This is a genomic window from Pseudarthrobacter sulfonivorans, assembly GCF_001484605.1.
Lineage (GTDB): Bacteria > Actinomycetota > Actinomycetes > Actinomycetales > Micrococcaceae > Arthrobacter > Arthrobacter sulfonivorans_A.
In genome coordinates this window covers 3,723,723-3,739,157 of the sequence record NZ_CP013747.1, presented here as the reverse complement: position 1 = coordinate 3,739,157, position 15,435 = coordinate 3,723,723, and the positions used below count along the sequence as shown (strand labels likewise).

The following is a 15,435-nucleotide window of genomic DNA, read 5'->3' as shown; positions in this document are numbered from 1 at the left end:
GTTAATGTCGTTATGAGCGCTCATAACGACATCTACTGCGACCTACTTGGGTTAGGGGATCGGAACCGGTACGACGCCGAGCGGCACCAGGTGCTCCGCGCCGCCGTCGGGGGCTGAGAGTACCCAGATCCCCTTTTCGTGGACGGCGACCGAGTGCTCCCATTGGCAGGAGCGCTTGCCGTCGGTGGTCACCACTGTCCAGTCGTCCTCCAGCACGGCGGTGTCGATGCTGCCGCGGACCAGCATGGGCTCGATGGCCAGGCACAGTCCGGGCTTGATCTTGGGACCGCGGTGGCTGGTGCGGTAGTTCAGAACATCCGGGGCCATGTGCATCTCGGAGCCGATGCCGTGACCCACGTAGTCCTCCAGGATGCCCAGCGGTTTGCCCGGCACGGAGGAGACGTAGTCGTCGATGGCTGCGCCGACGTCGCCCACGTGGCTTCCTGTGGCCAGTGCTGCGATGCCTCGCCACATGGCTGCCTGGGTGACGTCTGAGAGACGCTGGTCCTCGGGGTCAGCCTTGCCCACAATGACGGTCCGTGCAGAATCGGAATGCCAGCCGTCAACAATCGCGCCGCCGTCGATCGAGATGATGTCGCCGTCCTTGAGGACCTTGCCGCCGGGGATGCCGTGCACCACTTCCTCGTTCACTGACGTGCAGATGGTGGCGGGGAAGCCGTGGTAGCCGAGGAAGTTCGACTTGGCGCCAGCCTCGTTCAGCACTGCGGCGAAGACGTCGTCCAGCTGCTTGGTGGTAACGCCTGGAGCGGCTGCTGCCACCGCTGCGTCCAGCGCACGGTTCAGCACCAGCCCGGCATCGCGCATGATGCGCATCTGGGCGTTGGTCTTGTATTCGATACGGGGCTGGCCGAAGGCCATGGTGTGTGTCCTCTCAATGGCTGAGGCTCCTCCCGGATGCCGGGAGGAGCCTCGGAAAAGCATGTTGCGGTGCTTAGGCGGCCTGGGCTGCCTTGATGGCCTGCATCACGCGGTCGGTGACCTCGTCGATGCCGCCGATGCCGTCAACCTGGGTCAGGATGCCGCGTTCGGCATACTTGGCCACAACGGCCTCGGTCTGCTCGTGGTACAGGTCCAGGCGGTGGCGGATCACGGCTTCGTTGTCGTCGCTCCGGCCAGTTTCCTTCGCACGGCCCAACAGGCGCGAGACGAGTTCCTCGTCGTCGGCCGTGAGCTGCAGGACGACGTCGAGCTTTTCTTCGCTGTTCGCGAGGATCCCGTCAAGGTAGTCCACCTGCGCCGTGGTGCGCGGGTAGCCGTCCAGGAGGAAGCCGTTTTCGACGTCGGACTCGCTGAGGCGGTCGCGGACCATCTTGTTGGTGACGCTGTCCGGAACAAAGTCCCCGGCGTCCATGTACTTCTTGGCCTCGATGCCAAGAGGAGTTTCGCCCTTCACGTTGGCGCGGAAGATATCACCGGTGGAAATCGCCACGACGCCGAGGCGCTCGGAAATACGTTCCGCTTGCGTTCCTTTTCCGGAACCGGGGGGTCCAATAATCAACATTTTCGTCATCGCAAAAGCCCTTCGTAGTGACGTTGCTGTAGCTGCGCATCTATTTGCTTGACGGTTTCAAGGCCAACGCCCACCATGATCAGGATCGAGGTGCCACCGAACGGAAAGTTCTGGTTCGCGTTGATCAGTACCAGTGCCACCAGCGGAATCAGTGCCACAAAGCCCAGGTACAGGGCGCCGGGCAGCGTGATCCGAGAGAGCACGTACTGCAGGTAGTCCGCGGTCGGTTTTCCGGCACGGATACCCGGGATGAAACCGCCGTACTTCTTCATGTTGTCCGAGACCTCTTCAGGGTTGAAGGTGATCGCGACATAGAAGTAGGTGAAGAACACGATCATGGCGAAGTACAGCGCCATGTAGATCGGGTGGTCTCCTCGGGTCAGGTTGTTGTTGATCCACTCAACCCACGGCGCGAGCGCCTCGCCCGCTTTGGGCTGGTTGAACTGTGAGATCAGTCCCGGCAGGTAGAGCATGGAGGATGCGAAGATCACGGGGATCACGCCTGCCATGTTCACCTTGATGGGGATGTAGGTGCTGGTGCCGCCAACGGTCCGGCGTCCGATCATCCGCTTGGCATACTGCACCGGGACGCGGCGCTGGGACTGCTCCACGAAGACCACCAGGGCAACCGTCACCAGGCCGATCACCAGGACCATAAAGAACGTGCCCGGGCCCTGTGAGCTCCAGATGGCGCCCAGGGACGTGGGGAAGGTCGCCGCGATGGAGGTAAAGATGAGCAGCGACATGCCGTTGCCCACACCCTTTTCTGTGACGAGTTCGCCCATCCACATGATGAGCCCAGTACCGGCGGTCAGCGTGATGATCAGCAGGATGGTGGTGATAATGCTGTCGTCAGGAATGATCGGCAGTGCACAGCCCGGAAGCAACTGGCCTGAACGCGCCAGCGACACCAGCGTCGTGGCGTTCAGCAGGCCCAGGGCAATGGTGAGGTACCGCGTGTACTGCGTGAGCTTGGACTGCCCGGAGGCGCCCTCTTCATACAGCTCCTGGAACCGGGGAATGACCACCCGGAGCAGCTGCACGATGATGCTGGCCGTGATGTACGGCATGATGCCCAGCGCGAAGATGGACACCTGAAGCAAGGCACCGCCGCTGAACAGGTTGACGAGCTGATAGAGCCCGCCTGCGGTCTGACCGTTCTGCAAGCATTGCTGGACATTCTGGTAGTTCACACCAGGCGAGGGGATGAATGCACCCAAGCGGAAGATTGTGATGATTGCCAGCGTGAACAACAACTTGCGTCGCAGATCAGGCGTGCGAAAGGCCCGGCCAAATGCGCTAAGCAAGCGTCCTCCTGTGTTGTTTATAAGCGTGGTGTGATGGGGGACAATAATCCCAACAACCGAGTCTAACGGGTGGATTGGCCATGCGAATAATCCGCGAACCCGCGTTTGCGGCGAACGGACGGAAATGGTCGGCCAGCGGATGTGAAAAAACTCCCGGCGTGCACGGCCCTGGGGGCCCTGCACACCGGGAGTTCACAACGGGCGTTCGCCCACCGTCTACTAGAGAGCGGTGGTGCTTCCGCCTGCTGCTGCAATCTTTTCTGCGGCGCTGGCCGAGAATGCGTGGACGGTGACGTCAACCTTGACGGTGATGTCGCCGGTGCCAAGCACCTTGACGGGCTGGTTCTTACGAACGGCACCCTTTTCGACCAGGTTCTCCACGGTGACTGCGCCACCTTCGGGGAACAGCTCGTTGAGCTTGTCCAGGTTTACAACCTGGAACTCAACCCGGAACGGGTTCTTGAAGCCGCGCAGCTTCGGCAGGCGCATGTGCAGCGGCAGCTGGCCGCCGGCAAAGCCAGCCTTGATCTGGTAGCGGGCCTTTGTACCCTTGGTACCGCGACCAGCGGTCTTACCCTTGGAACCTTCACCACGACCAACGCGGGTCTTGGCGGTCTTGGCACCCGGGGCGGGACGCAGGTGGTGAACCTTCAGTGCGTTCTGCTTCTCAGCAGCGGCGCCCTGAGCCTTTTCGGCGGTGTTCTTCTCTGCCATTTACTTCGCCTCCTCTACCTTTACCAGGTGCGGAACCGTGTTGAGCATTCCAACAGTCACGGCGTCGGCGGTGCGGACAACGGTGTGTCCGATCCGCTTCAGGCCGAGGGACCGAAGGGTGTCGCGCTGGTTCTGCTTGCCGCCAATGGCGGACTTGATCTGAGTGATCTCCAACTGAAGGTCGGAGGGAATCAGGTTCTTAGCCATGGCTTAGACACCCGCCTTCTGGTTCAGGATTGCCTTCACCATTGCCGGCGGAGCAACCTCGTCCAGCGGCAGGCCGCGGCGTGCTGCCACTGCTGCCGGCTCTTCGAGCTGCTTCAGCGCAGCAACAGTCGCGTGAACGATGTTGATGGCGTTGGAGGAACCCAGCGACTTGGAGAGGATGTCGTGGATGCCCACGCACTCCAAGATGGCGCGGACCGGACCACCGGCAATAACACCGGTACCGGCGGAAGCCGGACGCAGCATTACGACGCCGGCAGCGGCCTCACCCTGAACGCGGTGCGGGATGGTGTTGCCAATGCGGGGAACGCGGAAGAAGGACTTCTTAGCCTCTTCAACGCCCTTCGCGATTGCGGCAGGAACTTCCTTAGCCTTGCCGTAGCCCACGCCGACCATGCCGTTACCGTCACCAACGACGACCAGAGCGGTGAAGCTGAAGCGACGACCACCCTTGACCACCTTGGAAACGCGGTTGATGGTGACAACGCGTTCAATGAACTGGCTCTTCTCGGCTTCGCGGCCGCCGTCACGGCCACCACGGCCACCACGGCCGCCATCGCGACCGCCCTGGCCCTTGTCGCCACGCTCGCCACGACGAGCGCCACCACGGCGGTCATCGGCAGCAGCTGCGGGCGCAGTGGTCTCAGTGGCCGGAGCAGCTACGGCTTCAGTAGCCTTCTGATCTGCAGACACAGTGTCCTTTTCCTTGTTTGCTTCCGTCACAGTGACAGCCCACCTTCACGTGCGCCGTCAGCGACAGCAGCAATTCGGCCGTGGTACTTGTTACCACCGCGGTCGAAGACAACTGCTTCGATACCGGCAGCCTTCGCACGCTCGGCGACGAGCTCGCCAACGCGCTTGGCCTTGGCGGTCTTGTCACCTTCGAATGCACGAAGATCGGCTTCCAGTGTGGAGGCGCTTGCTACGGTCAGGCCCTTGGTGTCATCGACAACCTGGACGAATACGTGGCGTGCGGAGCGGTTGACGACCAGACGAGGACGTACAGCCGTGCCGGAGATGCGCTTGCGGATACGAAGCTGGCGGCGGCTGCGCGAAGCAGACTTGCTCTTGTTCGTACGCTTCTTGTTAATTGAGATGGCCATGGTTACTTACCAGCCTTTCCGACCTTGCGGCGGATGACTTCGCCTGCGTAGCGAATGCCCTTGCCCTTGTAGGGGTCCGGCTTCCGCAGCTTGCGAATGTTGGCAGCAACCTCGCCGACCTGCTGCTTGTTGATACCTGAAACAGAGAGCTTGGTCGGGGTCTCAACTGCAAAGGTGATGCCGTCCGGTGCGGTGACATTTACCGGGTGGCTGTAGCCGAGAGCGAACTCAAGGTCAGATCCCTTGGCCTGAACGCGGTAACCAGTACCAACGATTTCAAGCTTCTTCTCGTAGCCCTTGGTAACGCCCTCGATCATGTTGGAGATCAGGGTGCGGGTCAGGCCGTGGAGTGAACGGGAGGCGCGCTCGTCGTTCGGGCGGGCGACAGTCAGGGTCTCTGCTTCCAGGGAAACCTCGATCGGGCTGGCCACAGTGTGGTTCAGCTCGCCTTTGGCACCCTTGACGCTGACGACAGAGCCGTCAACCTTGACCTCAACGCCGGCAGGAACGGTGATGGGGAGACGTCCAATACGTGACATTATTCTCTTCCTTTCCCGTTACCAGACGTAGGCGAGGACTTCGCCGCCCACGCCCTTCTTGCCGGCTTGCTTATCAGTCAAGAGGCCGGAAGAGGTGGACAGGATTGCGACACCCAGGCCACCGAGCACGTGCGGGAGGTTGGTGGACTTTGCGTAAACACGCAGGCCCGGCTTGGAAATGCGGCGAACGCCAGCGATTGAACGCTCGCGGTTCGGTCCGAACTTAAGGTCCAGGGTCAGCTTCTTGCCAACCTCTGCGTCTTCTTCTTTCCAGGAGGCGATGTAACCTTCAGCCTTCAGGATGTCGGCAACGCGTGCCTTGAGCTTGCTGTACGGCATGGACACGGAATCGTGGTACGCCGAGTTTGCATTGCGCAGACGCGTAAGCATGTCTGCGACCGGATCAGTCATTGTCATTTGGGCTCTTGCCCTTCCTCATAACGGTTTCCTCGCTGCTGCATGAAGCATCAGCGAAGGACCTGTTACGTAGTTAGATTAGTCTTCGGCCTTGAACGGGAAACCAAGCGCCTTGAGCAGCGCGCGGCCTTCGTCATCGGTCTTGGCGGTGGTTACAACCGTGATGTCCATGCCGCGTACGCGGTCAATGGAATCCTGGTCGATTTCGTGGAACATAACCTGCTCGGTCAGACCGAAGGTGTAGTTGCCGTTGCCGTCGAACTGCTTGCCACTGAGGCCGCGGAAGTCGCGGATACGGGGCAGAGCCAGCGTGACCAGACGATCCAGGAATTCCCACATGCGGTCTCCACGCAGAGTTGCGTGTGCGCCGATGGGCATGCCTTCGCGCAGCTTGAACTGTGCGATCGACTTGCGGGCCTTGGTTACCTGCGGCTTCTGGCCGGTGATCAGGGTCAGATCGCGGACAGCGCCGTCGATCAGCTTGGAGTCCTTAGCGGCATCTCCAACACCCATGTTCACAACGACCTTCACCAGGCGGGGAACCTGGTTAACGTTGCTGTACTTGAATTCCTCAACGAGCGTGCTCTTGATGGAATCGGCGTACTTGGTCTTCAGACGAGGAACGATCTTCGCTGCCGGAGTCTCGAGAGTCTCAGTCATTAGATGTCCTTCCCGGAGCTCTTGGCCACGCGGACACGCACGTCGCGCTTCACGCCATTGCGCTCCACGGTCTCGGTGCGGAAACCAACGCGGGTGGGCTTCTTGGTGGACGGGTCAACCAGAGCCACGTTGGAGATGTGGACCGAAGCTTCTACGACCTCGATGCCACCAGTCTTGGTGCCGCGCTGCGACTGACCGGCCTTCGTGTGCTTGGTTACGCGGTTAATGCCTTCGACCAACACGCGGTTGGTCTCCGGGAATACGCGCAGAACCTTGCCCTGCTTGCCTTTGTCGCCGCCGCGCTCAGCCTTGGCGCCAGTGATGACCTGAACGAGGTCACCCTTTTTGATCTTAGCCATGGACTAAAGCACCTCCGGAGCCAGAGAAACGATCTTCATGAACTTCTTGTCACGAAGTTCACGACCAACCGGTCCGAAGATACGGGTACCGCGGGGGTCACCGTCAGCCTTCAGGATCACAGCTGCGTTCTCGTCAAACTTGATATAGGAACCATCCGCACGGCGGCGTTCCTTCTTGGTACGGACGATGACTGCCTTAACAACATCGCCCTTCTTTACGTTGCCGCCCGGAATTGCATCCTTGACGGTAGCGACGATGACGTCGCCAATGCCTGCGTAGCGACGGCCAGATCCACCGAGAACGCGAATGGTAAGGATTTCCTTAGCACCCGTGTTGTCGGCGACCTTGAGTCGCGACTCCTGCTGAATCACTATTTACTCCTTGCGTCGCGCCGGTTCTCAGACCGAAAATCTTCCTACGGAATGAGCCTTGCGGAACGGTTGATCGGGGTGTCTCTTGACCTGCCTGGATTTTGCCAGACCAGGCCTAAACGCCCGTGCCAAAAACATTTGCTTCCCAAGCGAATCCGGACAGGTCCGAAGCACGAGGGGGCACTATGCCGTGGCACGATTGTTTACGAGGTTGATGACGGCGCACAGAGGGCGCCATACAAACTCAATATCCTAGCACAGTTAAGGCAATCTCCCATATCACACGGCGGCAGCCACAGCACAACCGCTGCCCTCCAGAGCCGGCTACGCATGACGGCGTCACGCACGGCACGCTTTAGGCCCACCGGCGGTGCCACTCCCCCGGAAACCCGGCCTCCCGCCGTCGGACGCTCTCTCACTTAACGCGCCTTTTCGGCGGACGCTCTCTCACTTGATGCAGATTTTTGAACGACGCTCTCTCACTTTCCTAAGAAAAGTGAGAGAGCGTCCGGGGATTTCCCGCATTAAGTGAGAGAGCGTCCTGATGCAAACGCGCGACGACGGCGTCACGCACGGCACGCTTTCGGCCCACCAGCCGTGCCACTCCCCCGGAAACCGGGCGTCCCGCCGTCGGCCGTCCCCCAAAAACCTGCTCCGCGTGACACACCCAGCCAGCCCACCCGCCGGGAAATGCGGAAAACCCCCGCTCCCAAAAGGGGACGGGGGTTTCCAGTGCAGTACCTGCAAGCAGGCTGCGGGGTGTTACTTGGCCTTTTCGAGGATCTCGACCAGACGCCACCGCTTGGTAGCGGACAGCGGGCGGGTCTCGGCGAGGAGAACGAGGTCGCCGATGCCAGCGCTGTTCTCTTCGTCGTGAGCCTTGATCTTCGTGTTGCGGCGGATGACTTTGCCGTACAAAGCGTGCTTTACGCGGTCTTCTACCTGGACAACGATGGTCTTTTCCATCTTGTCCGAGACTACGTAGCCACGCTTCGTCTTACGGTCACCGCGTTCGCCAGCCGTAGCTGCTGCGGAAACAGTTTCCGTCACGTTCTCGTCCTTTTCACTCACTTGGCATCCTCCTCGGCCTCAACCGTTTCAGCCGTTTCGGCCTTCTTGGTTGCAGCCTTCTTGGACTTCTTCTCTTCCTTGGCTTCCACAACCGGTGCGGCAACCTCGGCACGAATGCCCAGCTCGCGCTCACGGAGAACGGTGTAGATGCGTGCGATGTCCTTCTTTACCGCGCGCAGACGACCGTGGTTCTCCAGCTGACCGGTGGCGGACTGGAAACGCAGGTTGAACAGCTCTTCCTTAGCCTTCCGGAGTTCTTCAACGAGGCGCTCGTTGTCGAACGTGTCCAGCTGTGCGGATGCAAGTTCCTTGGATCCTACTGCCATTTCTATTCACCACCTTCGCGACGCAAAATGCGTGCCTTCAACGGGAGCTTGTGGATTGCCAGGCGCAGGGCCTCGCGAGCTACCGATTCCTCGACGCCGGAGATCTCAAAGAGAACCCGGCCCGGCTTGACGTTTGAGACCCACCATTCCGGTGAACCCTTACCGGAACCCATGCGGGTTTCGGCAGGCTTCTTGGTGATCGGACGGTCCGGATAGATGTTGATCCAGACCTTGCCGCCACGCTTGATGTGGCGGGTCATCGCGATACGGGCAGACTCGATCTGACGGTTGGTGACGTATGCCGGGCTCAGAGCCTGGATACCCCACTCACCGAAGGAGACCTTGGTGCCGCCCGTAGCAGCGCCGGAACGACCCGGGTGGTGCTGCTTACGGTGCTTGACTCGACGTGGGATAAGCATTTAAGCCTGTCCTCCTTCTACTGCAGCAGGTGCAGCCTCAACTGCCGGAGCCTCGGCAGCCGGAGCTGCCTCTGCTGCCGGACGGTCGGTACGACGGCGGCGGTCACCACGGTCAGCGCCGCCGGCGCCACCCGGGCGGCCCGGACGGTCGCTGGGGCCGCGGCCACGGGACGGAGCAGCAGCTGCCTGCTGAGCCAGTTCCTTCGCGGTGACGTCACCCTTGTAGATCCAGACCTTCACGCCGATGCGGCCGAAGGTGGTCTTGGCCTCGTAGAAGCCGTAGTCGATGTTCGCACGGAGGGTGTGCAGGGGCACACGGCCTTCGCGGTAGAACTCCGAGCGGGACATTTCTGCGCCACCCAGTCGACCGGAGCAGGCGATACGGATGCCCTTGGCACCTGCACGCTGAGCGGACTGCATGGCCTTCTTCATCGCACGGCGGAAAGCCACGCGGGAAGTCAGCTGCTCAGCAACGCCCTGGGCAACAAGCTGTGCTTCCATCTCGGGGTTCTTGACCTCGAGGATGTTCAGCTGGACCTGCTTGCCCGTCAGCTTCTCAAGCTCGCCGCGGATGCGGTCTGCTTCAGCGCCGCGGCGGCCGATAACGATACCGGGACGTGCCGTGTGGATATCCACGCGGACACGGTCACGGGTGCGCTCGATCTCAACCTTGGCGATACCGGCGCGCTCCATGCCAACTGACATGAGCTGGCGGATACGGATGTCTTCGCGAACGAAGTCCTTGTACCGCTGTCCGGGCTTGGTGCTGTCAGCGAACCAGTGCGATACGTGATCGGTGGTGATGCCGAGTCGGAACCCGTGCGGGTTAACTTTCTGTCCCACTTAGCGAGCCTCCTCTTTCTCAGGTGTAGCGACTACCACAGTGATGTGGCTGGTGCGCTTCTTGATCTGAAATGCACGACCCTGAGCACGCGGCTGGAACCGCTTCATGGTCGGGCCTTCATCAACGAACATTTCGCTGATGATGAGGTCGCTTTCGTCAAACGAAACACCGTCGCGGTCCGCGAGGGACCGGGCGTTTGCGATTGCCGACTGTACTACCTTGAATACCGGCTCCGAAGCTGCCTGGGGGGCAAACTTCAGAATTGCCAGAGCCTCATTCGCTTGCTTACCACGAACAAGGTTGACGACGCGCCGGGCCTTCATAGGCGTTACGCGGATGTGACGCGCAATTGCCTTGGCTTCCATTGCTTTCCTTCTCTCGTCTTTGACGTAAGTGCAGGCGCCTAGCGGCGCTTGCCCTTACGGTCGTCCTTGACATGGCCGCGGAATGTCCGCGTGGGAGCGAATTCGCCGAGCTTGTGCCCGACCATCGACTCAGTGACAAACACCGGAATGTGCTTGCGTCCGTCGTGTACGGCGATCGTGTGCCCAAGCATGTTGGGGATGATCATCGAACGGCGGGACCAGGTCTTGATGACGTTCTTGGTGCCCTTTTCGTTTTCCCTGTCCACCTTTACAAAGAGGTGCTGGTCAACGAAAGGACCTTTTTTCAGGCTGCGTGGCATGTGTCCAGGCTCCTATCGCTTGTTCTTGCCAGTACGACGGCGACGAACAATAAGCTTGTCGCTCTCTTTGTTGGGACGCCGGGTGCGGCCTTCCCGCTTACCGTTCGGGTTGACGGGGTGACGTCCACCGGACGTCTTACCCTCGCCACCACCGTGCGGGTGGTCAACCGGGTTCATCGCGACACCACGGACGGTCGGGCGAACGCCCTTCCAGCGCATGCGGCCGGCCTTACCCCAGTTGATGTTCGACTGCTCGGCGTTGCCGACCTCGCCGACGGTTGCGCGGCAGCGCACGTCAACGTTGCGGATTTCGCCGGAAGGCAGACGCAGCTGGGCGAAGCGGCCTTCCTTGGCAACAAGCTGGATCGATGCGCCGGCGGAGCGGCCCATCTTGGCGCCGCCACCCGGACGCAGTTCAACTGCGTGGATTACGGTACCAACCGGGATGTTGAGCAGCGGCAGGTTGTTACCGGGCTTGATGTCAGCACCGGAACCTGCCTCAACGACGTCACCCTGGGAGAGCTTGTTCGGGGCGATGATGTAACGCTTGGTGCCATCAACGTAGTGCAGGAGGGCGATGCGAGCCGTACGGTTCGGATCGTACTCGATTTCGGCAACGCGGGCGTTGACGCCGTCTTTGTCGTGGCGACGGAAGTCGATCAGACGGTACTGGCGCTTGTGGCCACCACCCTTGTGACGGGTCGTGATCTTACCGGAGTTGTTACGGCCGCCCTTTTTGGGCAGCGGACGTACCAACGACTTTTCCGGCGTCGACCGCGTGATTTCGGTGAAGTCCGCTACGCTCGAGCCACGACGGCCCGGGGTAGTCGGCTTGTATTTACGGATTCCCATAATTTATTTCCTCGTTAAAGTGGTCTCCGCTACGAGAGCGGACCGCCGAAGATGTCGATGGTGCCTTCTTTGAGGCTCACAATTGCACGCTTGGTGTTCTTGCGGGTACCCCATCCGAATTTGGTGCGCTTGCGCTTACCGGCACGGTTGATGGTGTTGATCGATTCGACCTTGACGGAGAAAATCTTCTCCACGGCCAGCTTGATCTCGGTCTTGTTCGAGCGGGGGTCCACCAGGAAGGTGTACTTGCCCTCATCGATCAGGCCGTAGCTTTTTTCCGATACGACGGGTGCAAGCACGACGTCGCGCGGGTCTTTGATGGTGGCTGCACTCACTTGGCATCCTCCTCGTTCTTTGCTACTGCCCGGTCAGCAACGAATGCTTCGTAGGCAGCCTTGGTGAAGACAACGTCGTCAGAGACGAGTACGTCGTAGGTGTTCAGCTGGTCTGCGTACAGAACGTGAACACCGGCGAGGTTGCGCACGGAAAGTGCTGCAACATCGTTGGCGCGCTCGATGACAACCAGCAGGTTCTTGCGCTCGGAAACTCCGCGCAGCGTTGCCAGTGCGTTCTTGACGGACGGCTTGGTGCCCTCCACCAGTTCGGCAACAACGTGGATGCGTCCGTTGCGTGCCCGGTCAGAGAGTGCGCCGCGCAGTGCAGCAGCAATCATCTTCTTGGGGGTGCGCTGGCTGTAGTCACGCGGTGTGGGACCGTGGACTACGCCACCACCGGTCATGTGAGGAGCACGGATTGAACCCTGACGGGCGCGGCCGGTGCCCTTCTGCTTGAACGGCTTGCGACCTGCACCGGAAACTTCGGCGCGGGTCTTGGTTTTGTGGGTACCCTGGCGAGCAGCAGCGAGCTGGGCTACGACGACCTGGTGCAGCAGCGGCACGTTGGTCTGAACGTCGAAGATCTCTGCAGGCAGGTCAACCTTGACAGTGCTAGTCATTGAACTAGGCTCCCTTCACGGCGGTGCGTACGAGTACGACCTGGCCGCGGGCGCCGGGGACGGCGCCCTTGATCAGGAGCAGCGACTTCTCGACGTCAACTGCGTGAACCGTGAGGTTCAGCGTGGTGTGACGAACGGCGCCCATGCGGCCGGCCATTTTCATGCCCTTGAAGACGCGGCTCGGGGTGGATGCGCCACCGATTGAACCGGGCTTACGGTGGTTCTTGTGAGCACCGTGTGAGGCGGGAGCACCGTGGAAGCCGTGACGCTTCATAACACCGGCGAAGCCCTTACCCTTGGTGGTGCCGATAACGTCGATCTTCTGGCCGGCTTCGAAGAGCTCAACAGAAAGCTCCTGGCCCAGCTCGTAAGTGTCAGCATCTGCAGTGCGCAGTTCGACGACGTGGCGGCGAGGCGTGACGCCTGCCTTTTCAAAGTGACCAGCCAGCGGCTTGGTGACCTTGCGGGGATCGATCTGGCCGTAGCCGATCTGAACAGCTACGTAGCCATCAGTGTCTGCGTTGCGCAGCTGGGTGATGACGTTCGAATCTGCCTGGACCACAGTGACGGGGATGAGCTTGTTGTTCTCGTCCCAGACCTGGGTCATGCCGAGCTTCGTGCCCAGCAGGCCCTTTACGTTACGGGTTGCGGTCATAGTCTCTCAGCACCTCCCTACAGCTTGATTTCGATGTTCACGTCGGCCGGCAGGTCGAGACGCATAAGCGAATCAACAGCCTTCGGCGTGGGATCGATGATGTCGATAAGACGCTTGTGCGTGCGCATTTCAAAGTGCTCGCGGCTGTCCTTGTACTTGTGCGGAGAGCGGATAACACAGTAAATGTTCTTCTCCGTTGGCAGCGGCACGGGGCCAACTACCGTTGCGCCTGCGCGCGTGACCGTCTCAACGATCTTCCGTGCTGAAACGTCAATGACCTCGTGGTCATATGACTTCAGCCGGATGCGGATTTTTTGTCCCGCCATGTCGCCTGACTCTCTTTCAGTTAGTGCTGCTCCCGGTGAGGGCTGCTCTGTTCACTTTCTTGTTGCATGTGGCTGCCGAAGCATTTGAAGTCTGAACTACCACCCGCCGCACAAGCTGAATCCGGATGAATCCGGGTTCCTCAACCTGCCGACGTAACCGACCCCCGCGGTCGGGCGTGTCGCGCTTAGCACGCATACAAATCCGCAGTTCCATGGGGAGTGGGTTATGTTTGGGCTTCCACTTGGACCCTGACACCCGGCATTATCCGGATCGGGACACGAAGAAGCGCTTGAACAACTCATCTAGTATGCCGGATATTATGCCCAGAAGCGAATCTGCAGGCTGACACCTCCCCGTCCGGCCCGGTGCGCATTCGGGCCCTGCGCGGCCTGGGGTCATTGCCTTCGGCAACATCCGAATGGATGATGGGGGAATGACCGTCGAAAATGACGTTTCCGTCCAGGATCTGGCCGACCTACTGCCCAGCTCGTTCACCTTGGGTGTTGCCGCGGCCGCCTTCCAGATCGAAGGCTCCCTCTCCGCTGACGGACGGGGTCCCTCCGGCTGGGACGCCTTCGCGGAGAAACCCGGCGCGATCATTGATGGACACTCCCCCGCCGTGGCCTGCGACCACTACAACCGCTCGCCCGAAGATGTGGCTCTGATGCGGGACCTCGGCGTGGATTCCTACCGCTTTTCCATCTCCTGGCCGCGGATCCAGCCGGACGGCCGCGGCGCGTTCAACAAACAGGGCCTGGACTTCTACGACCGCCTGATCGACCAGCTGCTCGAAGCCGGCATCTCCCCCATGGCCACCCTCTACCACTGGGATACGCCATTGCCCTTGGAGCACCGTGGCGGCTGGATGAACAGGGCCACCGCCGAACGCTTCGCTGAGTACGCAGGCGAGGCCGGCCGGCGTTTTGGTGACCGCGTAGACCAGTGGGTAACCCTCAACGAACCAGCCTCGGTAGTCCTCAACGGCTATGCGCTGGGCGTCCATGCCCCCGGACGGGATCTCCTCTTTGATGCCTTTCCTGCTGTCCACAACCAGCTGCTTGCCCATGGCATGGCCGTCCAGGCGCTGCGCGCAGCAGGGGTCCGCGGCGGAATCGGCGTGACCAACCTCCACTCCCCCGTCCGGCCGGCCACGCGAAAAATCACGGACAAATACATCGCGCTGGTTTTCGACCTGATGCTCAACCGCATCTATGCCGATCCGGTCCTCCTGGGCCGATACCCCCGTCCGCCGCTCATCGCCAAGCCCTGGTTCCGGTCGTTCGGCAGAATCCCCGACGCCGACCTCCGCACCATCCACCAGCCCCTGGACTTCTACGGCGTGAACTATTACTACCCCACGAAGGTGGCAGCCGGACGGGGTCCGGCCGAAAGCCCCACCGGTCCTGCCGAGGCGATGGTGCGGGTGCCGTTCCATCAGGAGCCGTTCCCCGAATACGGCACCACGGGTTTCGGCTGGCCGGTAGCGCCGGAGCACCTTGGCATCCTGCTGCGCGAACTAAAGGACCGCTATCAAGGGGACCTGCCCCCGCTGTACATCACCGAAAGCGGCGCCAGCTTCCCGGAGCCCAACCATGTGAGCGGCCCTATCCAGGACCTGGGGCGGATCAATTACATCGCGGACCACCTGCGGCACGCGCTGGAAGCGACGGCCCCGGGCGGAATCGCCCACGACGTGGACCTCCGCGGCTACTACGTCTGGACGCTGATGGACAACTTCGAATGGGCCGCGGGGTACTCCCAGCGCTTCGGCCTGGTGCACGTGGATTTCGACACCCTGGAGCGCACACCCAAGGAATCGTTCTACTGGTACCGCGCGCTCAGTCAGGCCCGGAAATCGCTGGCCGGCGAAGGCCAGCCCGGCTGAACACCGGCGAACACCCCGGCCAGCTGAGGCCCAGTGGCCTTGCTACTTGTCCTTGTTTGCCCGGTTGATGCGCTTGGCGCGGTCAATCTCGGTGCGGAAATGCTTCTTGGCCCAGAAAACTCCGGCGACCACGGCGACCACGATGATCAGAAAAATCAGCCATTCCATGATGTACTCCTCTCGCTGTCA

25 protein-coding genes are annotated in these 15,435 nt (G+C 61.0%); 1 reads left to right on the top strand and 24 read right to left on the bottom strand.

What is annotated here, in order from left to right; all coding sequences use genetic code 11:
* Window positions 1–51: 51 nt before the first annotated feature.
* The 23 genes from map to rpsJ form a co-directional block, all read right to left on the bottom strand.
* Entirely contained in the window at window positions 52–879 is an 828-nt protein-coding gene (gene map / locus AU252_RS16960; protein ID WP_058931725.1) for a type I methionyl aminopeptidase, read from the bottom strand.
* Between the two features lie 73 nt (window positions 880–952).
* Window positions 953–1,522 (bottom strand): adenylate kinase, encoded by a 570-nt coding sequence (locus AU252_RS16955; protein ID WP_181037244.1) that lies wholly within the window; start codon window positions 1,520–1,522, stop codon window positions 953–955.
* A 5-nt stretch (window positions 1,523–1,527) separates the two neighbouring features.
* A complete protein-coding gene (gene secY / locus AU252_RS16950) occupies window positions 1,528–2,838 on the bottom strand; it encodes a preprotein translocase subunit SecY (RefSeq protein WP_058931723.1) in 1,311 nt (436 codons plus the stop codon).
* A 219-nt stretch (window positions 2,839–3,057) separates the two neighbouring features.
* Window positions 3,058–3,552, bottom strand: a complete 495-nt coding sequence (rplO, locus tag AU252_RS16945; protein WP_058931722.1) for a 50S ribosomal protein L15 — start codon at window positions 3,550–3,552, stop codon at window positions 3,058–3,060.
* Entirely contained in the window at window positions 3,553–3,759 is a 207-nt protein-coding gene (gene rpmD, locus AU252_RS16940; RefSeq protein ID WP_056344352.1) for a 50S ribosomal protein L30, read from the bottom strand.
* A gap of 3 nt (window positions 3,760–3,762) precedes the next feature.
* The gene (gene rpsE, locus AU252_RS16935; RefSeq protein ID WP_058931721.1) at window positions 3,763–4,500 is read right to left on the bottom strand and encodes a 30S ribosomal protein S5; all 738 of its coding nucleotides are present in this window, start codon (window positions 4,498–4,500) and stop codon (window positions 3,763–3,765) included.
* On the bottom strand, window positions 4,497–4,880 hold the full coding sequence (gene rplR / locus AU252_RS16930; RefSeq protein WP_058931720.1) for a 50S ribosomal protein L18: 384 nt from the start codon (window positions 4,878–4,880) through the stop codon (window positions 4,497–4,499). Before rplR ends, rpsE begins: the two co-directional genes overlap by 4 nt.
* Before the next feature lie 2 nt (window positions 4,881–4,882).
* Window positions 4,883–5,419, bottom strand: coding sequence for a 50S ribosomal protein L6 (gene rplF / locus AU252_RS16925; protein ID WP_056344361.1), 537 nt, complete (start codon window positions 5,417–5,419; stop codon window positions 4,883–4,885).
* Window positions 5,420–5,437: 18 nt separating this feature from the next.
* Window positions 5,438–5,836 (bottom strand): 30S ribosomal protein S8, encoded by a 399-nt coding sequence (gene rpsH, locus AU252_RS16920; RefSeq protein WP_056344363.1) that lies wholly within the window; start codon window positions 5,834–5,836, stop codon window positions 5,438–5,440.
* A 78-nt stretch (window positions 5,837–5,914) separates the two neighbouring features.
* The gene (gene rplE / locus AU252_RS16915) at window positions 5,915–6,496 is read right to left on the bottom strand and encodes a 50S ribosomal protein L5 (RefSeq protein ID WP_056344366.1); all 582 of its coding nucleotides are present in this window, start codon (window positions 6,494–6,496) and stop codon (window positions 5,915–5,917) included.
* Window positions 6,496–6,855 carry a 50S ribosomal protein L24 gene (gene rplX, locus AU252_RS16910; protein WP_056344369.1) on the bottom strand — a complete coding sequence of 120 codons (360 nt, stop codon included), beginning with the start codon at window positions 6,853–6,855 and terminating at the stop codon, window positions 6,496–6,498. Before rplX ends, rplE begins: the two co-directional genes overlap by 1 nt.
* Window positions 6,856–6,858: 3 nt before the next feature.
* Window positions 6,859–7,227 carry a 50S ribosomal protein L14 gene (rplN, locus tag AU252_RS16905; protein ID WP_024366126.1) on the bottom strand — a complete coding sequence of 123 codons (369 nt, stop codon included), beginning with the start codon at window positions 7,225–7,227 and terminating at the stop codon, window positions 6,859–6,861.
* A 762-nt stretch (window positions 7,228–7,989) separates the two neighbouring features.
* On the bottom strand, window positions 7,990–8,298 hold the full coding sequence (rpsQ, locus tag AU252_RS16900) for a 30S ribosomal protein S17 (RefSeq protein ID WP_056344371.1): 309 nt from the start codon (window positions 8,296–8,298) through the stop codon (window positions 7,990–7,992).
* Entirely contained in the window at window positions 8,295–8,624 is a 330-nt protein-coding gene (gene rpmC, locus AU252_RS16895) for a 50S ribosomal protein L29 (protein WP_058931719.1), read from the bottom strand. Before rpmC ends, rpsQ begins: the two co-directional genes overlap by 4 nt.
* 2 nt (window positions 8,625–8,626) lie before the next feature.
* The gene (rplP, locus tag AU252_RS16890; RefSeq protein ID WP_056344375.1) at window positions 8,627–9,043 is read right to left on the bottom strand and encodes a 50S ribosomal protein L16; all 417 of its coding nucleotides are present in this window, start codon (window positions 9,041–9,043) and stop codon (window positions 8,627–8,629) included.
* On the bottom strand, window positions 9,044–9,886 hold the full coding sequence (gene rpsC / locus AU252_RS16885) for a 30S ribosomal protein S3 (protein ID WP_056344378.1): 843 nt from the start codon (window positions 9,884–9,886) through the stop codon (window positions 9,044–9,046).
* On the bottom strand, window positions 9,887–10,252 hold the full coding sequence (gene rplV / locus AU252_RS16880) for a 50S ribosomal protein L22 (RefSeq protein ID WP_056344381.1): 366 nt from the start codon (window positions 10,250–10,252) through the stop codon (window positions 9,887–9,889). It abuts the gene before it with no gap.
* Window positions 10,253–10,290: 38 nt separating this feature from the next.
* Window positions 10,291–10,572 (bottom strand): 30S ribosomal protein S19, encoded by a 282-nt coding sequence (gene rpsS, locus AU252_RS16875; protein WP_056344384.1) that lies wholly within the window; start codon window positions 10,570–10,572, stop codon window positions 10,291–10,293.
* Window positions 10,573–10,584: 12 nt separating this feature from the next.
* A complete protein-coding gene (gene rplB / locus AU252_RS16870) occupies window positions 10,585–11,424 on the bottom strand; it encodes a 50S ribosomal protein L2 (protein ID WP_056344386.1) in 840 nt (279 codons plus the stop codon).
* A gap of 29 nt (window positions 11,425–11,453) precedes the next feature.
* Entirely contained in the window at window positions 11,454–11,759 is a 306-nt protein-coding gene (gene rplW / locus AU252_RS16865) for a 50S ribosomal protein L23 (RefSeq protein ID WP_018773664.1), read from the bottom strand.
* Window positions 11,756–12,379: a 50S ribosomal protein L4 gene (rplD, locus tag AU252_RS16860; protein WP_056344389.1), complete on the bottom strand. Its 624-nt coding sequence runs from the start codon at window positions 12,377–12,379 to the stop codon at window positions 11,756–11,758. The genes rplW and rplD overlap by 4 nt, the downstream gene beginning before the upstream one ends.
* A 4-nt stretch (window positions 12,380–12,383) precedes the next feature.
* A complete protein-coding gene (gene rplC / locus AU252_RS16855; RefSeq protein ID WP_056344391.1) occupies window positions 12,384–13,034 on the bottom strand; it encodes a 50S ribosomal protein L3 in 651 nt (216 codons plus the stop codon).
* A gap of 17 nt (window positions 13,035–13,051) precedes the next feature.
* Complete coding sequence (rpsJ, locus tag AU252_RS16850; protein WP_038464699.1) at window positions 13,052–13,360, bottom strand: 30S ribosomal protein S10; 309 nt, start codon at window positions 13,358–13,360, stop codon at window positions 13,052–13,054.
* 434 nt (window positions 13,361–13,794) lie between these two features.
* Between rpsJ and AU252_RS16845 the strand changes: the two genes are divergently transcribed.
* A complete protein-coding gene (locus AU252_RS16845) occupies window positions 13,795–15,246 on the top strand; it encodes a GH1 family beta-glucosidase (protein ID WP_058931718.1) in 1,452 nt (483 codons plus the stop codon).
* 42 nt (window positions 15,247–15,288) lie between these two features.
* Here AU252_RS16845 and AU252_RS24820 read toward each other — a convergent pair whose 3' ends face one another.
* A complete protein-coding gene (locus tag AU252_RS24820; protein ID WP_256468624.1) occupies window positions 15,289–15,414 on the bottom strand; it encodes a hypothetical protein in 126 nt (41 codons plus the stop codon).
* Window positions 15,415–15,435 lie beyond the last annotated feature (21 nt).